General features: G+C 61.8%; 19 protein-coding genes. 9 read left to right on the forward strand and 10 right to left on the reverse strand.

The window, feature by feature from the left end:
- Positions 1 to 407 precede the first annotated feature (407 nt).
- Both ACFE70_RS07470 and ACFE70_RS07475 read left to right on the forward strand, forming a co-directional pair.
- A complete protein-coding gene (locus ACFE70_RS07470) occupies positions 408 to 2,486 on the forward strand; it encodes an OmpA family protein (RefSeq protein ID WP_375417103.1) in 2,079 nt (692 codons plus the stop codon).
- 54 nt (positions 2,487 to 2,540) lie between these two features.
- Positions 2,541 to 2,771, forward strand: a complete 231-nt coding sequence (locus tag ACFE70_RS07475) for a hypothetical protein (protein ID WP_375417104.1) — start codon at positions 2,541 to 2,543, stop codon at positions 2,769 to 2,771.
- A 366-nt stretch (positions 2,772 to 3,137) separates the two neighbouring features.
- Here ACFE70_RS07475 and ACFE70_RS07480 read toward each other — a convergent pair whose 3' ends face one another.
- The 4 genes from ACFE70_RS07480 to ACFE70_RS07495 are packed head-to-tail and all read right to left on the reverse strand — an operon-like array spanning position 3,138 to position 5,738.
- Positions 3,138 to 3,599: a 3-oxoacyl-ACP synthase gene (locus tag ACFE70_RS07480; protein WP_375417105.1), complete on the reverse strand. Its 462-nt coding sequence runs from the start codon at positions 3,597 to 3,599 to the stop codon at positions 3,138 to 3,140.
- Positions 3,599 to 4,030, reverse strand: coding sequence for a hypothetical protein (locus ACFE70_RS07485; RefSeq protein ID WP_375417106.1), 432 nt, complete (start codon positions 4,028 to 4,030; stop codon positions 3,599 to 3,601). The genes ACFE70_RS07480 and ACFE70_RS07485 overlap by 1 nt, the downstream gene beginning before the upstream one ends.
- The gene (locus tag ACFE70_RS07490; protein ID WP_375417107.1) at positions 4,017 to 4,223 is read right to left on the reverse strand and encodes a hypothetical protein; all 207 of its coding nucleotides are present in this window, start codon (positions 4,221 to 4,223) and stop codon (positions 4,017 to 4,019) included. Before ACFE70_RS07490 ends, ACFE70_RS07485 begins: the two co-directional genes overlap by 14 nt.
- Positions 4,224 to 4,241: 18 nt before the next feature.
- The gene (locus ACFE70_RS07495) at positions 4,242 to 5,738 is read right to left on the reverse strand and encodes a GH3 auxin-responsive promoter family protein (protein WP_375417108.1); all 1,497 of its coding nucleotides are present in this window, start codon (positions 5,736 to 5,738) and stop codon (positions 4,242 to 4,244) included.
- A 165-nt stretch (positions 5,739 to 5,903) separates the two neighbouring features.
- Here ACFE70_RS07495 and ACFE70_RS07500 point away from each other — a divergent pair, with 165 nt between their 5' ends.
- Together ACFE70_RS07500 and ACFE70_RS07505 are read left to right on the forward strand one after the other, a co-directional pair.
- On the forward strand, positions 5,904 to 6,332 hold the full coding sequence (locus ACFE70_RS07500) for an OsmC family peroxiredoxin (protein WP_375417109.1): 429 nt from the start codon (positions 5,904 to 5,906) through the stop codon (positions 6,330 to 6,332).
- 124 nt (positions 6,333 to 6,456) lie between these two features.
- Entirely contained in the window at positions 6,457 to 6,966 is a 510-nt protein-coding gene (locus tag ACFE70_RS07505; RefSeq protein ID WP_375417110.1) for a hypothetical protein, read from the forward strand.
- Here the strand turns inward: ACFE70_RS07505 and ACFE70_RS07510 are convergent.
- From ACFE70_RS07510 to ACFE70_RS07525, 4 genes are all read right to left on the reverse strand, one after another.
- Positions 6,963 to 7,451 (reverse strand): Uma2 family endonuclease, encoded by a 489-nt coding sequence (locus ACFE70_RS07510; protein WP_375417111.1) that lies wholly within the window; start codon positions 7,449 to 7,451, stop codon positions 6,963 to 6,965. The two genes, ACFE70_RS07505 and ACFE70_RS07510, sit on opposite strands and share 4 nt — an antisense overlap.
- Before the next feature lie 57 nt (positions 7,452 to 7,508).
- On the reverse strand, positions 7,509 to 9,083 hold the full coding sequence (gene dnaA / locus ACFE70_RS07515; RefSeq protein WP_375417112.1) for a chromosomal replication initiator protein DnaA: 1,575 nt from the start codon (positions 9,081 to 9,083) through the stop codon (positions 7,509 to 7,511).
- A gap of 154 nt (positions 9,084 to 9,237) precedes the next feature.
- Entirely contained in the window at positions 9,238 to 10,173 is a 936-nt protein-coding gene (locus tag ACFE70_RS07520) for a bifunctional metallophosphatase/5'-nucleotidase (protein WP_375417113.1), read from the reverse strand.
- Between the two features lie 186 nt (positions 10,174 to 10,359).
- Positions 10,360 to 11,127, reverse strand: coding sequence for a 5'-nucleotidase C-terminal domain-containing protein (locus ACFE70_RS07525; protein ID WP_375417114.1), 768 nt, complete (start codon positions 11,125 to 11,127; stop codon positions 10,360 to 10,362).
- Between the two features lie 175 nt (positions 11,128 to 11,302).
- Here ACFE70_RS07525 and ACFE70_RS07530 point away from each other — a divergent pair, with 175 nt between their 5' ends.
- From ACFE70_RS07530 to ACFE70_RS07550, 5 genes are all read left to right on the forward strand, one after another.
- A complete protein-coding gene (locus ACFE70_RS07530; RefSeq protein ID WP_375417115.1) occupies positions 11,303 to 13,102 on the forward strand; it encodes a methylmalonyl-CoA mutase family protein in 1,800 nt (599 codons plus the stop codon).
- A gap of 135 nt (positions 13,103 to 13,237) precedes the next feature.
- Positions 13,238 to 15,508, forward strand: coding sequence for a methylmalonyl-CoA mutase (gene scpA / locus ACFE70_RS07535; RefSeq protein WP_375417116.1), 2,271 nt, complete (start codon positions 13,238 to 13,240; stop codon positions 15,506 to 15,508).
- A 29-nt stretch (positions 15,509 to 15,537) separates the two neighbouring features.
- The gene (locus ACFE70_RS07540) at positions 15,538 to 16,884 is read left to right on the forward strand and encodes an RNA-binding domain-containing protein (RefSeq protein ID WP_375417117.1); all 1,347 of its coding nucleotides are present in this window, start codon (positions 15,538 to 15,540) and stop codon (positions 16,882 to 16,884) included.
- A 42-nt stretch (positions 16,885 to 16,926) separates the two neighbouring features.
- Positions 16,927 to 18,306, forward strand: a complete 1,380-nt coding sequence (locus ACFE70_RS07545) for a Fic family protein (protein ID WP_375417118.1) — start codon at positions 16,927 to 16,929, stop codon at positions 18,304 to 18,306.
- 116 nt (positions 18,307 to 18,422) lie between these two features.
- Positions 18,423 to 19,211, forward strand: coding sequence for an SDR family NAD(P)-dependent oxidoreductase (locus ACFE70_RS07550; RefSeq protein WP_375417119.1), 789 nt, complete (start codon positions 18,423 to 18,425; stop codon positions 19,209 to 19,211).
- Between the two features lie 31 nt (positions 19,212 to 19,242).
- On the opposite strand, the gene ACFE70_RS07555 is transcribed toward ACFE70_RS07550, so the two are convergent.
- Positions 19,243 to 19,737 (reverse strand): ankyrin repeat domain-containing protein, encoded by a 495-nt coding sequence (locus ACFE70_RS07555; RefSeq protein WP_375417120.1) that lies wholly within the window; start codon positions 19,735 to 19,737, stop codon positions 19,243 to 19,245.
- Between the two features lie 125 nt (positions 19,738 to 19,862).
- On the reverse strand, positions 19,863 to 21,032 hold the full coding sequence (locus ACFE70_RS07560; protein ID WP_375417121.1) for an NAD(P)/FAD-dependent oxidoreductase: 1,170 nt from the start codon (positions 21,030 to 21,032) through the stop codon (positions 19,863 to 19,865).
- Positions 21,033 to 21,046: the final 14 nt, after the last annotated feature.

Consider the following 21,046-nt stretch of genomic DNA (forward strand, 5'->3'; position numbering starts at 1 on the left):
TGCCAGTTTGGCAGCCATCAGGCCAGGGGCAGCGGGCCCGGTAAGGTACGGGACCGGGTCGGCGTACCGGTCAAGGGCCGTGCCAGGCAGGGAGCAGGCCGCTATTTGTCACGGCCCGCTGCCGCCCAATTCCCTGCCCCCTGCCCCGCCACCAAGTCCGGGCCGGCGGCCGAAAGTAGCCGCGCCGCGGCGGAAGCGCCCGCCGGGGCTCCTGAAATTGCCCGGCGGCTCCTCGTCCGGCATCAGCGTCAGCGCCAGGGCCGCCCCCCGATTAAGGGCGGCCTGTTCCCTACCCCCCTCTTGTCGGGCGAAGCCAGCAAACGCATTCGTGACGAGCCGGGCTGTTTCTGGTTTAAATCCCTATTTTTAGGCAACTTGCGGGTCCTTTCCCACTCTTGTTTTTTCCAATGTCTGCCTCCTTGCGCCGTCTGCTGCTGTCGTATTTGCTGCCAGGGTTGTTTCTAGTCTTCAGTGCCGCACCCGCGACCTGGGCGCAACGCGGCAGCCGGGCGCCCCAGACTAAGCCAGCCGCCGGGCAGCGCGCTACCCAAGTCGCCGCCCAGGCCCGCGGGCGCGGGCGCGCCAGCCTGAGCAGCCGGCGCCTGCGCGTGCGCCCCGACGCCACGCCAGACTTTATCAACATCAATAAAATCCCCTATTTTGAAGACAAAAAGGCTTACCGGGCCATCGAGCGGGCCGAGCGGCGGCGCGACTACCGCCTGGCCCGCACCCTGCGCGAGCAGTACGTGGCGCAGTTCGGCATCGAGAACTTCTGGCGCAATACCGATTTGCTCTGGCGCCTGGGTCAGCTTTTGCAGCGCGACAGCAGCCAGCAGGAAAAAGCCAAGGCCTACTTCCGCCTGGCCTTGAAGCACCACCGGACCGATATTAAAAAAGTCCAGAACTACTACGACTCGCTCGAAACCGACCGCACCGACCTCTACGTGCCGCTCAAGACCTACTACAACCTGGTCGAGTACCGCAAAAATCTCAACACGTTTCATCCGCCCCGCGGCGTGCAGGCCAACATGGGCGATGCCATCAACAGCGCCGTGCCCGACTACGGCCCGGCCCTGAGCGGCGGCGACACGCTGCTGCTCTTCAGCTCCAAGCGCAAGCGCCGCGGCCTCAAGGCGGTGGTGGATGAGGACCTCTACACCTCGCGCAAAGACGGCAGCAGCTGGACCGACGCCGAGCCGCTGCCCAAGCCCATCAACTCGCTCTACAATGAGGGCTCAGCCTGCTTCACCAGGGATGGCAAAACCATCTTTTTCGCCCGCTGCGAGTGCCCCGGCTGCCGCGGCAACTGCGACCTGTTCACGGCCCGGCTGGGCAAGGATGGCAAGTGGAGCACCCCGCAAAACCTGGGCGCGCAAGTCAACTCGCCGGCCTGGGACTCGCAGCCCAGCCTTTCGCCCAAAGAGGATACGCTCTACTTTGCCTCCGACCGGCTCGGCGGCTTCGGCTTGTCGGATATCTACTTCTCGGCCCGGCAGCGCAACGGGCAGTGGGGCAAGGCCCAGAACCTGGGGCCGGTGGTGAACACCCGCGACAATGACCTGAGCCCGTTTTTTCATCCGCTGTATAATGTGCTGTATTTCAGCTCGCGGGGCCAATTGCTCAACTTTGGCGACTTCGACATCTACAAAACCTACCGCGTGGCCGGCCGCTGGCAGGAGCCCCGCAACATCGGGCCGCTGGTAAATGGCAAGGGCTCGGAATATTATTTCAGCATCGACGCGCAAAGCAAAAACCTCTACTACGCCCGCTCCGAAGAGAAGGAGCTAACCAATCTGGACCTGTACTCCTTTCCACTGCCGATGGAGGCGCAGCCGCTGGCCACCACCAAAGTGGAAGGCACCTTGCTCGATTCGGTGAGCCACAACCCGCTCAAGGGTATCGTTAGCATCATCGACACGGATAACGGCATCGAGGTGGCCAGCAAGTACCTGCGGCCCGACGGCACGTTTGACTTCGAGCTGATGGAGGGCTCGCACTACGCCCTGCTGATTCAGAGCCCCGACTTTTTCAGCATCGAAAAGCAGTTTATCCTCAAAGGCGACACGGTGATGAGCCTGCTCACCAACAGCATCGACTACAAGCTGCCGCTTATTTTTAAGAACATCGAGTTCGAGGCCGGCCGGGCGGCTATCCGCCCGGCCATGCACGGCACCCTCGACCGCGTGGCCCTGTTCCTGGTCGACCACCCCACGTTTCGGCTCAGCATCGCCGGCCACACCGACACCAAAGGCGACTCGGATGAGAACGAGAAGCTCTCGCAGGACCGCGCTGCCGCCATTCGCAGCTACATCGAGCGCAAGGGCATAATTGCGGCCAGCCGCATCGAGAGCTTCGGCTACGGCGCCAGTCGCCCGCTCAAAGACGAGCTGACCGAGGCCGACGCGCGCGTCAACCGCCGCGTGGAGTTCCGCCTCATCAAGCCCGAAAGCGAGTCGGCCGCGCCGGGCGGGGCGGGCTGGAACTAAGGGGGTAGGGCGGCGTTACAGGCGTACTTTTCCTAAAGTCAACTAGCTTTTGCCATGACCTACAAAGAACAAATTATCGAGCGCATTGCCAAATCAGATGATAGCCAGTTGCTGCACGAGATACTCGCGTTTCTGGAACAGCGCGAAAAGGAAGAGCCGAACCGCCCGCCGAAAGGCAGCTACGAGGCCCTCATGCAGTTTGCTGGCACCATTTCTAACGAAGAAGCCGAGGAAATGCACGACGTTATTAACCGAGAGTTTAACAATATCGAAGGCGAATGGTAGCCCTCGATACGAATATCGGCATTGAAATCTTGCGCGGCAAATTGCAGCTCCCTCAGGAGCGGCAGCAGGCACCGTATGCATTGCCCACCGTGGTGGCTGGGGAGTTGTTGTTCGGGGCTCACAACTCAGGGCGTCTCACCAAAAACCTGGGATTATATCGCACCTTCATCCGCAACCTACCCGCGCTGCTCCTCGACGCTATGGCCGCCGAGCACTACGCCGAAATTCGCCTGGTCCTGAAGCAAAAAGGCCGCTCATTCCTGACAACGACATGTGGATTGCCGCCATCTGCCGCGCCCACGACGTGCCGCTGCTCACCCTCGACCGGCACTTCGCCGAAGTCCCCGGCCTGCGGGTGCTCACGCCTTAGCTCACCGCCAGCACCCGCACGGCCTTGCCGTTGAAAACGGCTTCCTCACCCGCCCGCTTGCCGTGCAGCGCCAGCGCTACCGGCGCGGCCGCCGACACGGCAAAAACTTCCGGCTGATTCTCTACCCCCCCTGCGCCGGCCAATGCGCCCGCGCTGACGCTGAGGTAAAACCAGCCCAAACTCGTCTGCACCAAGGCGCCCTGCCGCACCGTATCGCAAACTAAATGAGGGTTAATGCGAGCCAATTCGGCTTGCAGCTGCTGGGCCTGGTGGAGCTGGGCGGCGTTGCGGTTGCGCTCTTCCTGGGCCATCGCGCGGCCGGTTTCGTACTTGTCGCCGGCGCTGCTCTTGGTTTCGGAGTTGGCCGATTCCTGCGCCGCCTGCATGGCCTGGGTGGCGGCGGCCATCCGCTGGGCGATGAGGGCCTGGCAGGCGGCGTGCAGGGCAGGTTTGGTCACTAGCTGATTTGGGATTTCCATACAATCTCTGGCGTGTCACTGACATTCCAGTTGACTAGCAATGTGCCCAATTTATTAATGGAAGCTGCTTCTGATGCAATAGAAAACTCGAAGCGGTGATGAGCTGCCCGTTCTTCGTTGTTGTCAACTATAATCCTGAGCGCCGTATGGCCTACCGGGCTAGCGCAATAAGCTTCTATAAGCAAGTAGACTAAAGTCGAGGGATGACCAGCTTGGCCAACCTCAAAACCGACGGTATCCGCAGCATTTTTGGGGAATGCCATTAACGTTTTGCCAAAAGCATCAAACGTGTTGGCATCGCCGTAAAAATAGGCATGTGCTTTTACATCTGGCCGAATGATGTCAACGTCAAATAAGCAGTCGCCGTCATCGTCCACGCTCACCGAGAACACGACTTTATTTTTCTTCATTACTGGCTTCTGTGGCCTCTGGGCTTCGCGGCAATTTACTTAGCGCGTAAAGAACTCCAGCCTGATAGTGCAGATATTCTACTACTTCCCGTTTTTCAGCAAAAGTCATTGCCCGCCAACGAGCGTGGTCGTCTGCGTCTTGGTCGTAATGAAGCGGTACTTTGCGAGTAACGGTTTTGTCAAGGCGAAGCATAGTACAAATTACGCATTTTCAGGCGCAGGCCAGCAGCCCATTCCCTACCCCCCTATCATTGCTCAACCGCGGCACTTTGTTCTGGCCGCCGAGCTTGCCCTGGCTTTTCATGTAGCGCTGGAAGGCGCCGGCCGGCAGCGGCGTGAGTTGGAGCGGAGCCAGGATGTCGCCGCGGCGCAGGTCGTCGTAATAAGCGTTGCGCTGGCGTAGCGCAGTATCCAGCGCGAAGGCGAAACTGACTATATCCCGCGGCGGGCGGCCAAACTCAACCAGCCACTCGTGGCGCGAGGGCACGGCCGGGTCAGCGCTGACAAGCGGCGCTACGGTAAATTCAACGACCTCGGTTTCGGGGTGCTGGCGCATGGCTTCGCGCAGCACGGCCTCGACTTCCTCACCAATGACGTGCTCGCCGAAGGCCGACAGAAAGTGCTTGATGCGGCCCGTGACCACGACCCGGTGCGGGGCCAGACTCACGAAGCGCACCGTGTCGCCGAGCGAGTAGCCCCACAGGCCGGCGTTGGAGGAGAGCATAACGGCGTACTGCGTATCCAATTCCACGTCGGCGATGCTCAAGCGGGGCGGGTGGGCCTCAAAAAAGCGCTCGGCGGGCACGAATTCAAAGAAAATGCCGCTATCAAGCAGCAGGAGCAGGCCCGGATTGCCGGGCTCGTCCTGGAAGGCCAGAAACCCTTCGGAGGCCGGGTACAGCTCCAGCGTATCGACGGGGCGGCCAATGCTTTCGCGCAGGCGGGCCTGGTAGGGCACGATGTTGACGCCGCCGGTCACGAAGAGGCTGAACTGCGGGAACACCTCCCCCACGGGCCGGCCGGTGCGGGCCGTCACGCGGTCGAAATACATCTGAATCCAGGGCGGAATGCCCGAAATCAGGGTTAGCGGCTCGCCCAGCAGCTCGTCCACGATGCGGTCGAGCTTGGTTTCCCAGTCTTCGATGGAGTTGGTTTCGTAGCTCGGCAGCTGGCTGCGGCGCAAGTAAACCGGCACGTGGTGGTTGATGATGCCCGACAGCCGGCCCGTGGGCGTGCCGCCGACGTCTTCGAGCACCGGTGAGCCGGACAGGAAAATCAGCTTGCCATCCAGAAACCGGCTTTTGCCGGTGGCGTGGACGTAGTGCAGCAGCGCGTCGCGGGCGCCGTTGATGTGGTTGGGAATGCTGGCCGCCGTGATGGGAATGTACTTGGCGCCCGAGGTGGTGCCGCTGGTTTTGGCCAGATACAGCGGCCGGCCGGGCCAGAGCACGTCGGCCTCGCCGGCTTTCACGCGGTTGAAGTAGGGTGCCAGCCCTTCGTAGTCGCGCACCGGCACCTGGGCGGCAAGCTGCGCGGGCGTCTGGATGCCGGCCAGGCCGTGGTCGCGGCCGAAGGCGGTGCCGGCGGCCGTGGCCGTGAGCTGCCGCAGCAGCTGCAGCTGCGTGGCAGCCGGCGTGCGCTGCCAGCCGCGGTAGCCTGCCACCACATAAGCCGCCACGGGCCGGCTCAGAAAGGATTTTATGCCCATACGCTCACCCCTGTAAAACCGTGAAAATTCCTATTGGCCGGGCGGCGAAGGTACATTCGGCGGGTTTGGCAGCCCGTTTTTTCAAACCTCCGCCTGCTTACCGCCGTTTGGCAGCCGAGTACGACATTCTTCATCCTTCATTTTCCTTCATTTCCCCAAAATACCATGATTAAGCAACGCGGAAAAGCCGCCTGGACCGGCGACATCAAAGGCCACGGCATCCTCTCCACCCAAAGCGGCGTCATCGAGGCGCCTTATTCGGTCGGTAGCCGCTTCGAGGGCCAGAAGGGCACCAACCCGGAAGAGCTGATTGGCGCGGCCCACGCCGGCTGCTACACCATGTACCTGACCAGCGTGCTCACGCAGGCAGGCCATCAGAGCGAGGGTATTACCACCACGTCGCTCGTGACGATGGACCCCACGGCCAAGCCGCCGCTCGTCACCGGCATTCACATCAGCACCGAGGGCCGGGTCCAGGGCCTCTCGCCCGAAGAGTTTCAGGCCTTTGCCGAAGACGCGAAAGCCAACTGCCCCATCTCGCGGGCGCTGAGCGCGGTGGGCGACATGACGCTGGAAGCCAAGCTTGTCGGCTAGTGGTTAGCGGTTAGTAATTAACAAGGGGGGGTAGGGAATCTACGGCGGCGACAACTGAATTCCCTACCCCCCTTGTTAATTACTAGCCGTTATTCATTGACCACTAACCGCTAATTTCGCCGCCATGCCCACTGGTACCACCCGCATTCGCCTGCGCCCCGCCAATACATCACGCATTCCGTTCTGGGGGCAGCTGGCCATTGGCGCCTTCTGGCTGGCCTACGTGCTGTTTTCGATGTGGGGCGACGAAGTGGGCGCGCAAGACTACCACTTTCTGCACTTCGTGTTCCTGATTTTCACGCTCGTGTACCTGGGCTACGTGCTGGTGCACAACGCGCCCATCTTCGGTACGCAGAGCTACCTGGAGTTCACGCCCGGCTACATCGTACATAAAAACGGCCTTTTCCGCCCCAAGCAGGTCTTCGCAGCCGAAAACATCGCCACCCTGGAGCTGCTGCCGCTGCTGCTGCGCGTCCGGCTGAAAGACAATGAGCTGTACGCTCTGAACTTACGCGAGGTGAAAGGCCGGCGGCGGCGCGACATCTTCCGCGAGCAGGTGCGCCGCTTTGCCGGGCAATACGGCATCGCGCTGCGCGAAACGGCCGCCGCGTCCGGCAGCGCGGCGCTGGGCTAGTCGAAGAGTGGGCTGACGGCCATCTCAATACCAGTTGCCGGGTCCGTCAGCGTCTGCCCATTATAGAAGTACTTGTACTTGCCCAGTTCGGAATACACCGCAATGCCACGCAGCTCAGGCAGCACCAACCAATAGGATTTAACTCCGGCCGCGAAGTAGCGCCGCGATTTTTCCAGCAGTTCCGCAATGACTTGCGTGGGGGAGAGAATCTCTATTGCCGTGATGGGAATATTGCTTACGGCTATGAAATCAGGCCCAGTTTGAGTAACAGGCAGGTTTGCTTGCTTAAAAACAGCTACATCAGGTACGGCACTGCGCTCGTCTAAGATGATCTTCAGTTCGGGCAGTACCTCATAGGACGCACCCAAGCCTTGCTCCAGAATGCGCAGCAGCTTTTTTTGAATCCGGGCGTGTTTTAGACTGGGCATGGGTTTTCCACGTTCCAACTCATATTGGCTGAGTTCGGCGGGCGCTAAGGTTTCCATAGGGCAAAATGCTTTCCCCAAAGCTACCCAATCCGGCCCGGAAAAATCCCTACCCCCCTACCCTTTCACGAACTTCTTGCGCAGCTCTAGCACCTGCGCGCGGAAGGCTTTGTCGCGGTCCACGAGGTCGGACACGAGCTGCACCGAGTGGATGACCGTGGTGTGGTCTCTTCCCCCGAAGTGGTGGCCGATGCTCTTGAGCGAGTGCGTGGTGCACTCTTTCACGAAGTACATGGCCACTTGCCGGGCCTGCACGACTTCCTTCTTGCGGGTTTTGGCCTTGAGCAGCTCCACCGGCAGATGGTAGTACTCGGCCACGGCCTTCTGGATAAAGTCCACGTTCACCTCGGCCTCAATGTCCTCAATGATGTGGCGCAGGGCCTGCTTGACCATTTCGAGGTCAATTTCGCGGCGCTCCAGGCTGCTTTGGGCCACGAGTGAAATCAGCACGCCTTCCAGCTCCCGCACGTTCGTATCGACTGACGAGGCCAGGTACTCGACCACCGAGGGCGGAATATCGATGCCGTCCTGCTGCATCTTGTTCTGGATGATGGCGATGCGGGTCTCGAAATCCGGGCTTTGCAAGTCGGCCGTCAGGCCCCACTTGAAGCGCGAGAGCAGGCGGTCTTCCAGGCCCACGAGGTCGCGCGGGGCACGGTCCGAAGTCATCACAATCTGGCGGCCGGCCTGGTGCAAGTGGTTGAAGATGTGGAAGAACATCTCCTGGGTCTTGTCCTTTTTCGACAAGAACTGCACGTCGTCCAGAATCAGAATATCGACCTGCAAGTAGAAGTTGGCGAAGTCCTGGACCGTGTTGCGCTGCACGTTCTCGATGAACTGGTTCGTGAACTTCTCGGCCGAGACGTAGAGCACGAACTTGTCGGCGTAGGTGGCCTTGATGTGGTTGCCGATGGCCTGCACGAGGTGGGTTTTGCCCAGCCCTACCCCCCCGTACAGCATCAACGGGTTGAAGCTGGTCGTGCCGGGCTTGTTGGCCACGGCCAGGCTGGCGGTACGCGCCAGCCGGTTGCAGTCGCCCTCAATGTAGTTCTCAAACGTGTAGGAACCGTTGAGTTGGGAGGCCACGCCCTGGTGGTCGAGCGTTTTGAGGGCGTCGAAGGGGTTGCGCAGCAAGACGGGGGTAGGGGCCGTGGCTGTGGCGCCAAACTGCCGGGCCGCCGGGTTACGCAACACGCCGATGCCGGCCGGGGCGTAGGAGGTGGCGGCGGCCGGCGCGGGCCGGGATTCGCGCTGCTGCTCGCGGGCTTCGCGCTCTTCGGGCGAGGTGGGGCGGGCGGGCGGCGGGCTCTCGGCGCTTGGCGCGGCTTTGCGGGCCGGCGGCACGTGCAGGGTGCGGGGCTGCGACTGCTCGTTGCCCTGGTCCACGGCCACGCTGTATTCGAGGCGGCCGCCAGGGCCCAGCTCCTGGTAGATGGCGCGGCGCAACTCGTCCACGTAGTGCTCTTCGAGCCACTCGTAGAAGTAAAAAGTCGGCACCTGAATGGTGAGCACGTTCTGCTTCAGCTCGACCGGAAAAATCGGCTCAAACCAAGTGCGGTAGCTCTGCTCGCCGATTTCTGCCCGAATCGTGCGCAGGCAACTGGCCCAAACGGTGCGGAAATCTTGGAGCATTAACCAGAGAAAACAACTGCCGGGCCAACCCGAAATGCGAATAAATGGAGGTACCTGGACCAGCCGCCGGGCGGCCGCGTTTTTTCAGGGGGAACAAATTTGTGGAAAACTCGGCAGTTAAAAAAACCGGCTTTCGCTTGCGTATATCGGCCCGCTAACAGGCCCCGCCCACGGGCAGCACGGCGGCCTGGGCCAGGGCCGGCCGGCGCCGGCCGCGCGAAAACTCATAGTCGAGCCGGCCCAGGTTGATGCCCGACCAGCCGACTTGGTTGATGAGCGTCTGGTGCCCGTCCGGGCCCGCAATCGGCTCCGGCCGCTCCATAAACGTGTGGGTGTGGCCGCCCAAAATCAGGTCGATGCCGGCTACCTGGGCGGCCAGCTTGCGGTCGTCAATCCTGGCCGAGTCATTTTGATTTGAATATTTATATCCCAGGTGCGAGAGGCAAATCACCAGGTCGCACTTTTCGGGGCCGCGCAGCCGGCTCACCAGCTCGCGGGCCTTGGCCACGGGGTCGAGATACTGCGTGGCGCCGAAGTTTTTGTCGGCCACCAGGCCCTTCAGCTCAATACCCAGCCCGAACACGCCCACGCGCAGGCCGGCTTTCTCAAACACCTTGGAAGGCTGAAAACGGCCGGCCAGCGGCGTCTGGCTGAAGTCGTAGTTGGCGATGAGAAACGGAAATTTCGCGTTGGGCAGTTGGCGCTGCAAGCCCTCCAGCCCGTTGTCAAAATCGTGGTTGCCGAGGGTGCTGGCGTCGTAGCCCATCTGGCTCATGAGCTTGTATTCCAACTCGCCGCCGAAAAAATTGAAGTAGGGCGTGCCCTGGAAAATGTCGCCCGAATCGAGCAGCAGCACGTTAGGCTCCTGCGCCCGAATCTGACTAATCATAGTCGCGCGCCGGGCCATACCACCGAGCCCGGCCCACTGCCCGCCGTTGTCGGGAAAGGGCTCGATGCGCGAGTGCAGGTCGTTGGTGTGCAGGATGGTGAGGCGGCGGGGGGTAGGGCTGGCCGCGGCGGGCAGCGCGGCCAGGGTGCTCAGGGCGGCGGTGCTGAAGGTAGCCTGCCGGATAAAGTCGCGACGGTTCATAGCTTGGTTTCTTGTTGGGGAAACGAGTAAGAAGGCGGTCAGGCAGAGCGCAAGCGAAGCACCTCGCGTGGGGAAGCAACCAGCGGTCAACAACGATTGGGTTAGTGCCGCCCGCGAGATGCTTCGCTGGCGCTCTGCATGACCGCCTTTCTGCTAGTTATTTTCTTCATTCCTATTTCTTCATTCCTAATTCACCCTCACCCGGCCCTCCACCTTCGCTTCCACCGGCTTGCCGGCCTTGGTGAGGGCGCGGATGTGGTCGGCAATGGCAGCGCGAAGCAGGATGTTGGTGTGGCGGGGGGGTAGGGATTTGAAAAACAGCATGTTGTCGCCGCCCGAGGCCAGGTAATCGGAGATGGCGATGGGCCAGGTCCGGGCCTGGTTGGGGTCGAAGGGCTGGCCGCCGATGCGGATATCCTGGGGCTGGCCGTCGAAGGTGACGGCGTAGGTGGCGCCGGCGACGGCCATCTTGCTGCGGGCGGCGTAGTCGAAGAGCTGCCGCACGACCGGGCCGGGCACGTCAAGCACCACCAGCTCATTCTCGAACGGCATCAGCTCGAACACCGCGCCCAGCGTGATGGGGCCGGCGGGCAGGGCCGCGCGCAGGCCCCCGTTGGTCATTACGCTCAAGGCAATGGGCTCGTTCAGTGCCTGGCTGGCGCGGGCGCGCTGGATGTCGGCCACGAAGTTGGCCAGCGGCGACTCGCCGGCGCTCTTGACGAGTGGGGCGGGCGCCGTGCCCACCACCTCGGCCATCTGGCTCGCCACCTTATCGTGATAGGGCCGGATGAGGGCCGCCGCCGCGGGGTCGTCGGGCAGGGCTTTGCCCACCGGATGGCTCGTGGCCGGCGCCAGGCGGGCGATGGACCGGTAGGCGGCGCGCTGGCAGGCGGGCAGGGCCAGCGCCAGGCTGCCGGCCAGGCAAAGCGAGCGAAGGTGGCGGGCGAAAGTCAAATCAGGAAGCAAATGGTGGTAAAAAGCCCGAACGCAAAACCCCATCGCGCCAGGGTGCGGCGGCTTCCAAAGTTACGGCGCCGCCGGGCGGCCGGCCCGGCTTTCCAGGGGCCGGCGGTATCTTTCGGGGCGGGTGCGCCGTTGTAGCAAGCCCGCTTTTCCCTGGTTCAACGATATGTCTGACCTCCCGCCCGGCGCCGCGCCGCTCTCGTTTCGTGAGTTTGCCCCGGTGAGCACCGCCGAGTGGCAGGCGCGCCTGGCCCGCGACCTGAAGGGCGCCGACCCCGCCTCGCTGCGCTGGCCCCTGCCCGACCTGGACGGCCTGACGCTGGAGCCATTCTACCACCGCGAGGCGTTGAATGCTTTGGGCGCAATTCCTACCCCCCTCGTCCGGCCTAGTGCTTCCTTTCTGAACCTGCCGGCGCTGCCCGTGCCAGCCGGCGCCGATGGCCGCCTGCAAATCGAGCAGGCTGCCGACGCGCTGGCCCGCGGCGCCGACGGCATTCATTTCGAGCTGCTTGGCGACCCGGCCGATTTCGCCGTGGCCTACCTGGCCGAGCGCTTGCCGCTGGCAGCCACGTTTCTGGGTTTTACGGTGGTTAAAAGCCCCGACCAGCTCTTGCGGCGGCTGGCGGCGGCGCTTCCGGAAGCAGGCGGACTGCGCGGCTTTCTGCGTTTTGCCCCCGGCGCCGTGCCCGAAGGCGCCGAGGCTATCCATTTTCGGGAAGCGCTGCGGCAGTGCCTGCGGCTGGCGCGCCCCTACCCCGCCTTCCGGGCCGTGACCGTGAACAGCACGTTTTTCGGCAACCGCGGCGCCACGGCTACCCAGCAGATTGCGTTTAGCCTGAACACGGCCGCCGCCCTGCTGGCCGAGCTGCCCGACGACGATATTGCCCCGGCCGAAGTGGCGGCGGCTTTGCATTTGCACGTGGGGGTAGGAACCAGCTTTTTCCTTGAAATCGCCAAGCTGCGGGCCTTGCGCCAGCTCTGGGCCACGCTGCTGCACGGCTTCGGGCTGCCGGTAGAGGCCGCGCTGAGTTTGCCGATTTATGCCAGCACTTCGTCGTGGACGCGCACCACGCTCGACCCGCAGTCCAACCTGCTGCGCCACACCACCGAGGCCCTGGGCGCGGTGCTCGGCGGCGCCGACGCCGTGACGGTGGCGCCCTTCGACTGCCTCTATGCGGCCCCGAACGAGTTTTCAGCCCGCCTGGCCCGCAACCTACCGCTGCTGCTGCGTGACGAGGCCGGCCTGGGCCGGGTGCAGGACCCGGCCGCCGGCTCCTACTTCATCGAGACGCTGACCGACGAGCTGGCCCGCGCGGCTTGGGCCACATTTCAGCGGGTGGAAGCGGCCGGCGGGCTGCCCGCCGCGCGCGGGCTGGTGCTAGAGGAAGTTCGGAAAGTGGGGCTGGCCACGTTTAACCGCATTGCTACCGGCCAGCAGATTATTATTGGCACCAACCGCTTCCAGAATCCGCACGAGCACTTCGACTTCAAGCCTAAGCAGCTTTTGCGCAGCAAAGAATTCGACACGACCCGCGCCGCCTACCCCTCCGAAGTGCTGCGTCTGGCTACAGCCATCCACTTCGAGCGCCGCGAAAAGCAAAACAAGAAGGCCGCGCTGGTCCTGCTCGGCGCCGAAACCAACCGCCACATTCTGGAATCCTTCCTGGCCCTGCTGCCGGCGCAGGAGCAGCCTGCCACCCTGCCCGAAACGCCCGCCGGCACGCTTTCGCTGCTGTTTTCCTCGCCCGAAGAAGCCACGCTTATGTACGCCACGCCCGCGCAGTTCGGGCGCCTGGCGCGGGTGGTGCAGGGCATCTCGATGGAGGAAGCCGGCTTCGTGCCGCCCGCCCTGCTCACCGCCGATTTAGCCACGCTGCAAGAGGCCGTGCGCGTGTTCGGCCTGCGCGAGTTCACCGTCGAGGGCTACCGCACTGAGGAGGTGCTGGCCCGGCTGCAAGGGCGGTAACTTCTTGAGTTATGAGTTAAAAGTTATGAATTATGAGTTGAGGGGCGGCCCGTTTTTGCTCCAGTTTATTCTTTAAGACCGCGCATACATACTGCTAACTCATAATTCATAACTATCAACTCATAACTCAACGAAATGCGTCCCGACTTCACCTCCCTGGCCTACGACGCCGCATCCCTACCCCCTCCGCCGGCGCCAACCGAGGCAGGCCGCACGGCCGAGGGCATTCCGCTTAAAAGCTACTACGGCCCGGAAGATGTAGCCGGGCTCGACCACCTGGGCTTCGGCGCGGGGCAGGCGCCGTATCTGCGGGGGCCCTACGCCAGCATGTACGTGCAGAACCCCTGGACCATCCGGCAGTACGCGGGCTTCTCGACGGCGGAGGCCAGCAACGCCTTTTACCGCCGTAACCTGGCCGGCGGGCAGAAGGGGCTGAGCGTGGCCTTCGACCTAGCCACGCACCGCGGCTACGACTCCGACCACCCGCGCGTGGAGGGCGACGTGGGCAAGGCCGGCGTGGCCGTGGACTCGGTCGAGGATATGAAAATCCTGTTCGACCAGATTCCGCTGAGCGAAATGTCGGTGAGCATGACCATGAATGGGGCGGTGCTGCCGGTGCTGGCCTTCTACATCGTGGCAGCCGAGGAGCAGGGGGTAGGGCCCGAAAAGCTGACCGGCACCATCCAGAATGATATCCTCAAGGAGTTCATGGTGCGCAACACCTATATCTACCCGCCGGAGCCGAGTATGCGCATCGTTGCCGACATCTTCGCCTACACGGCGGCCTACATGCCCAAATTCAACTCCATCAGCATCAGCGGCTACCACATGCAGGAGGCCGGCGCCACCGCCGACTTGGAGTTGGCCTACACCCTGGCCGACGGGCTGGAATACGTGCGCGCCGGCCTGGCCGTGGGGCTGAATATTGATGAGTTCGCGCCGCGGCTGTCGTTTTTCTGGGCCATTGGTATGAATCATTTCATGGAAATCGCCAAGCTGCGCGCCGGTCGCCTGCTCTGGGCCAAGCTCATGCAGCAGTTCGGGCCCCAAAACCCCAAGAGCCTGGCCCTGCGCACCCACTGCCAGACCTCGGGCTACTCCCTCACCGAGCAGGACCCTTATAATAATGTGGCCCGCACTGCCCTGGAGGCGCTGGCCGCCACGCTCGGCGGCACCCAGAGCCTGCACACCAATGCGCTGGACGAGGCCATTGCTCTGCCCACCGACTTCTCGGCCCGCATCGCCCGCAACACCCAGCTGTATTTGCAGCACGAAACCGACATCACCAAAGTCGTGGACCCCTGGGGCGGTTCCTACTACGTCGAAACGCTAACCCACGAGTTGGCCGAGAAAGCCTGGGCCCTCATTCAGGAAGTAGAGAGCTTGGGCGGCATGGCCAAGGCCATCGAAACCGGCCTGCCTAAGCTGCGCATCGAGGAAGCCGCCGCCCGCAAACAGGCCCGGATTGACTCCGGTCAGGAAGCCATTATTGGGGTCAATAAATACCGCCTCACCGCCCAGCAGCAAGCCCAGGAAACGGCTATCGAGGTGCTAGATATTGACAACGACGCGGTGCGCACCAGCCAGATTGCGCGGCTCAGCCAGATAAAAGCCACCCGCGACCCTGCCGCCGTGCAAGCGGCCCTTGCGGCGCTGAGTAAGGCGGCGCAAACCTCACGAGACCCCCACGGGGCCGGCTCCCTCTCCAAAAAAGAGGGGGTGCCAAACGATTCAGAGTCGCGCATAACGGGTTCCCCCCTCTCTTTTGGAGAGGGGGACCGGGGGGGTGAGGTCCCCCCGGAGGGCGACCCAAAATCTAATCTCCTCACCCTCGCTATCATTGCCGCCCGCCACCGCGCGACCCTAGGCGAAATCTCCGATGCCCTCGAAGCCGCCTTCGGCCGCCACCAGGCCACGACGCGCACCGTCTCGGGCGTGTACAGCTCCGAAATGAACTACGACGAAGAATTTACCAAAGCCCGCCAGGCCGCCGAAGATTTCGCCGCCCACGAAGGCCGCCGCCCGCGCCTGCTGGTCGCCAAAATGGGCCAGGACGGCCACGACCGCGGCGCCAAAATCATTGCTACCTCCTTCGCCGACGTGGGCTTCGACGTGGACCTGGCGCCCCTATTCCAGACGCCCGCCGAAGTAGCCCGCCAGGCCGCCGAAAACGACGTGCACGTGGTCGGCATCAGCTCGCTGGCCGCCGGCCACAAAACCCTCATGCCCCAGCTTCTGGCCGAGCTAAAGAAACTGGACCGCGCCGATATCCTCGTCATCGTGGGCGGCGTCATTCCGGCTCAGGACTACGAGTTTCTCTACCAAGCCGGCGTGGCCGGCGTCTACGGGCCGGGAACGGTTATTGCCCTGGCGGCGCAGGAGATTCTGGGGAAGCTGACAGTATAGTTTTTCTATTTAATTAAAACACCTAGTCAATGGCACTGCCAGTGAATTTAGAGCAGCTCCTAAGCGGACAAGTAGTGGAGTGGGCAAGACTTGAGTTTAAGCGAGGTTGGAACGAGGAAGCAGCAATTCATACAATCTGTGCCTTTGCTAATGACTTAGACAACTGGGGCGGCGGCTATCTAATTATCGGTGTAGCGGAGAAAGATGGCCAGCCCGACTTACCACCGGCCGGTTTGCAACCAGCACAGGCAGATGCCATCCAAAAAAGGTTAATCGAACTATGCCATCAATTGACGCCCACCTATTTTCCGCTAGTAGAGCCAGAAGAATACCTCGGCAAACTTGTGCTGGTTATTTGGGCACCGGGCGGCGAAAATCGGCCTTATAAAGCACCAGTAAGCTTAGCTAAAGACAATAAGGCCCAGAAAGAATATTATGTCCGACACTTTGCCAGTACAACGAGAGCCAATCCAGATGAGCAGCGACGCTTATTAGACCTGACTGCTAAAGTGCCTTTTGACGACCGCATCAACCATCAGGCAACATTAGATGACTTAAGTCTCGGGCTTATTCGGGAACATCTACGCGAAATCAAAAGCAAGCTGGCTGGCGAAGCCGTCACCATACCCTTTGAGGCATTGTGCCGCCAGATGCGCATCGTTAGTGGCCCGCCCGAATATTGCAAGCCGCTCAACATCGGCCTACTCATGTTTAATGAACAGCCCGAAAGCTTTTTCCCTGGCGCGTTCATCGATGTTGTGATTCATTCCAGTGAATCCGGCCGAAGTCGCAGTCTGGTTGAGAAACGTTTCAGTGGCCCTCTACCTCAGCAGTTACGACAAGCGTTGAGCTTTCTACAAACCCAGGTTTTGAAAGAGACAACCCGCAAAATACCAGGCCAAGCTGAAGCTTTCCGATTTTTCAACTACCCTTTTGCGGCGTTGGAGGAAGCTTTAGCTAATGCCGTGTATCACCGAAGCTATGAGTTGCGGAACGCTATTGAAGTAAGCGTGCGCCCAACTCAAATACAGATTTTGAGTTTTCCAGGAGCACTGCCGCCCGTTACCGCTGAGCAACTCCGAAACACCCAGCCCATCATGGCCCGTGATTATCGAAATCGCCGGGTAGGCGATTTTCTCAAAGAGCTGCGCCTAACTGAAGGACGGGCCACTGGCCTGCCTGATATTCGGGCTGCAATGGAAGCCAATGGTTCGCCACCTCCCACATTTGAGATGGATGCCGACCGATTCTCCTTCCTTACCACGTTGAAGGTGCACCCGGCTTATACTAGTCAGTCCGTTGCAGCGCGCGAAGCTGAGGCGCAACGGGAAGCTCGCTCAAAACGCTTGTCCCAGGACCCTTCTACCGGCCAGTAGCTTACGCTTGCCTTTCGCTCTGTCACCGTTTTCCTACCCCCTATGCCCCTCTTCGCCGACCTCGACCGCCTTAAAGCCGAACTCGACGCCCTGCGCCCCCTCAAGCCGGAGCAGGAGCAGCGGGTGCTGCAAAAGTTTCGGCTGGAGTGGAATTATAATTCCAACGCTATTGAGGGCAACTCGCTCACGCTGGGCGAAACCCGTTCCTTGCTCTTGCACGGCCTCACGGCCCAGGGCAAGCCCATTCGGGACCACCTCGACATCCGGGGCCACAACGAGGCGGTGCTCTGGCTCGAGGATTTCGTGCGTGACCAGCGGCCCCTTACCGAACAATTTATTCGGGGGATGCACGAGGTGCTGCTGGGCGAGCCATTTCATGCGCCCGCCCAAACGGCCGATGGCCAGCCGACCCGGAAGTTCATTCAACCCGGCCAGTACAAGCAGCAGCCCAACAACGTGCTGACCGCCACCGGCGAGATGCTCTACTTCGCCAGCCCGGAGGAAACCCCGGCCAAGATGACCGACCTCGTGGACTGGTGCCGCCGCGAAACCGAGCAGCCCACGCTGCACCCCGTGGAGCTGGCCGCTGAGTTTCACTACCGCTTCGTGCGCATCCATCCCTTCGACGATGGCAACGGCCGCATGTCGCGCCTGCTGATGAACCTGATTCTGATGCGCGCCGGCTATGCCATCACCGTCATCAAAGCCGACGACCGTAACCGCTACCTCGCTGCCCTCTCCGAAGCCGACGCGGGCGAGCCGGAGCCGTTTCTGCGCTTCATTATCGAAAACGTGGAAGCCTCGCTGCGGCTGATGATTCGGGCCGCAATGGGCGAATCAGTAGATGAGCCGGATGATTTAGATAAGAAGATAGCACTGTTAAAGAAGCAAATGGTAAGCCGGGAAGAGTTCGAAAAAACCACTTGGAATGCCGAAACGCAACGAAGCTTCTATCAGAACTTCTTCAAGTTTTGGGTCGAGGACGCTTGGCACACGATGCGAAAGCTCAATGACCTTTTCTTTAAAACAGAGGTGTGGCTTGAAGTACGCGACCACAATAACCGTATTATCAACGACGCGCAAAATGTTTGGTTAGATGAACTTATGCATTCAATCGAGGAGGTAGTAATGGATGATGAGCGCATGATAAAAGAAATTAGTTTACGTTTTGATTGGCAAGACTTTAGGAAAGCCGGTTTCTATCATCATCAAGGCGTTAGGTTCATTTGGAGATTTGAAAAATTCAAGTGTGTGGCTGTATTTTCACTTCATCCTGGCTCCCATCATCATGAACAGGATTTGCAATACGGACAGGCCTACGACCTTAACCGCATGAAAGAAATCAATCACCAATTTGCTACCGCATCAGTTGACTTCATTGCTGCCAAAGTAGCCGAAGCCGACACGCCGCCCCAGCCCTAATCCCAGGCCCGCCCCACCCGGCGGGCCTCTTTCGTGTCCACAATTTCCAGCGCCTAATCAAACGCCTGCCGTTTCAGGTTTGGAGTCGAATTTTCTTTTCTAATCCCTACCCCTTCATGAACCTGCAACTCACCAATAAAACCGCCCTCGTCACGGGCTCTACGGCCGGCATTGGACTGGCCATTGCCCGGCGCCTGGCGGCCGAAGGCGCCGAAGTCATCATCACCGGACGCACCGAGGCGCGCCTTCAGGAAGCCCGCGCCGCCATTGTGGCCGAGACGCCGACGGCGGCGGTGCGCGGCGTGGCCGTCGATTTTGGCCGGGCCGAGGAAATGGCGCACCTGCTGCGCGAAGTGCCCACGGTGGATATTCTGGTGAACAACGTCGGCATCTTTGAGCCCAAGCCTTTTGCCGAAATCTCGGATGAGGACTGGGTGCGCTTTTTCGAGGTGAATGTGCTGAGCGGCGTGCGGCTCGCGCGCCAGTATTTCCCGCTGATGCTGGCCCAGGACTGGGGCCGTATTTTGTTCATTTCCAGCGAGTCGGCGCTCCAGATTCCGGCCGAGATGATTCACTACGGCACCACCAAAACGGCGCAGCTGGCCGTGGCACGCGGCCTGGCCGAGCTAACCAAGGGCACTGGCGTCACGGTGAATTCAGTGCTGCCCGGCCCCACGGCGTCGGAGGGGGTAGAAGAATTCTTGAAGCAGCTGGCCGGCGCGGGTAAGACCCGCGCGGAGGCCGAGCACGAGTTCTTCCGCGATGCACGGCCGTCGTCACTGCTCCAGCGTTTCATCACCACCGATGAAGTTGCCAGCCTAGTGGCCTACCTGGCCAGCCCGCTGGCCGCAGCCACCAACGGCGCCTCGGTGCGGGTGGATGGCGGCGTGGTGCGGCACATTTAAACACTACGAACATTCGTCCTACCGTTTCCACTTACTCTTCCCTACCCCCTAGTAATTTCCACGCCTCCTCATTGCCTTGCTGACCGGCTAGGTGCAGCGCCGTCAGGCCGCGCTGGTCGGCGATGTCTTTGTCGGCACCGGCTTCGAGCAGGATGCGGACTAGCTCGTTGCGGCCAAACAGCGTGGCGAACATGAGGGCAGTGCCGCCATTACCGTTGCGCAGGTTCAGGTCGGCACCGTGCTGGATGAGGGCGCGGGCGATGTCGGCGTAGCCCTTGAAGCTGACGCCCATCAGGGCCGAGTTGCCGGTGGCGTCTTGTAGGTTGGGGTCGGCGCCGGCTTCGAGCAGGGCGTTGGTGGCATCAAGGTGGTCGTCGTAGGAGGCCAGAATTAGGGCCGTGAAGCCCTTGGCGTTCTGCGTGTTAAGGTTGAGGCCGGTGGCGAGCTGCTCCCGGATGGCCGCGACGTCGCCGCGGCGGGCGGCGTCAAACAAAACATCTTCGGAGCGGGCAGAGGTGAAAGACATGCGGTGAAATGGTGAGCTAGTAAAATAGTGAGTTGTTGCTACGCAATAGCCAGAAGGTGAGGTTTAGGTTTCAATTAATTCCCGAACTCATTAGCTCACCATTTCGCTATTTCACCATCTCACCACTATCCAATCGCCTTCTGCACCCAGGGGCGCAGGGCGGGCAGCTGGCCCAGGCGCACGGCGGCGTTCACCAGCCAGGGCTTGTCGCTCAGAAAGCGCATTAGGCGGTAGCTGCGGGCCAACTTGGGAATAATTTTCTGGGCCACGGCCGCGTCGTACTGCTGCATGAGGTCGGCGCTGAAATCCTGCTTCTCGAAGCACGCCACGGCCTGCGCGGCGGCCAGAATGCCGCTCTGCACGGCCGTGTCGATGCCGTGGCCCTGCAAGGGGTCGATGAGCGAGGCCGCGTCGCCGCACAGCATAAACCGCCGGCCGCTGACCGGCACCCGGCGCCCGCCGCCCAGCGGCAACCCGAAGCCCCGCACCGGCCCCAGCGGCCGGGCCTGGGCAAAGCGGCTGGCCAGGGCCGGGTGCGTGGCCAGTAGTTGAGGCAGCAGCTGCCTTAAGTCAACTCTATGGCGGGCTACGGTTTCGGCGAGCATTCCCAGGCCCACGTTGCAGCGGCCCGCGCCGACGGGGAAAATCCAGAGGTAGCCTTGCAGGTAGTCTTTGGTGAGGAAAAACTCGGTTTGGCCCGGCTCGGCTCCTTGCACATTTTCAAAGTAGGCCCGCACGCCGGCGCAGTGGTGGGCGCGGGCGAGGGGGGTAGGGAGCAGCTTGCGCCCCACCACGGAGTGGGCGCCGTCGCAGCCGATGACCAGCCCACAGGTCAGATCAGATCCATCGGCCAAGCTCAGGCGGACGTGGTCTGTCTCAACCCGCACGTCTTTCAGCACCGCGCCTTCGCGTATTTCCGTGGCTGAGTGCCGACGCACCAGTTTTAGCAGGGCAGCGTCGAACACTTCGCGCGGACAGCTGAAGCTGGGTAGCTGCCAGCGCAGGGTCAGGGCCCGGCCGCTGGGGGCCACCAGCCGGCTCTGGCGCACGTCGTCGCGGGGCTGAGCCTGCCAGAGGGCGGCGGCAAACGCGGGGTCGAGCTGGCCCAGGTACTTGAGGGCGTGGCCGGGGATGGCGTCGCCGCAGATTTTGTCGCGCGGGAAGGCCGCTTTGTCGAGCAGCAGCACCCGCAACCCACTGTGACGCAAGGCCAAAGCCGCCGCGCAGCCCGCCGGCCCGGCTCCAATCAGGGCCACGTCGTAGGCGGGGACGGGGGGGGTAGGGAAAGCAGGCACGGCCGGCAAAGGTA

Origin of the sequence: uncultured Hymenobacter sp. (genome assembly GCF_964243305.1) — a bacterium.
In the GTDB taxonomy this organism is placed as follows: Bacteria; Bacteroidota; Bacteroidia; order Cytophagales; family Hymenobacteraceae; genus Hymenobacter.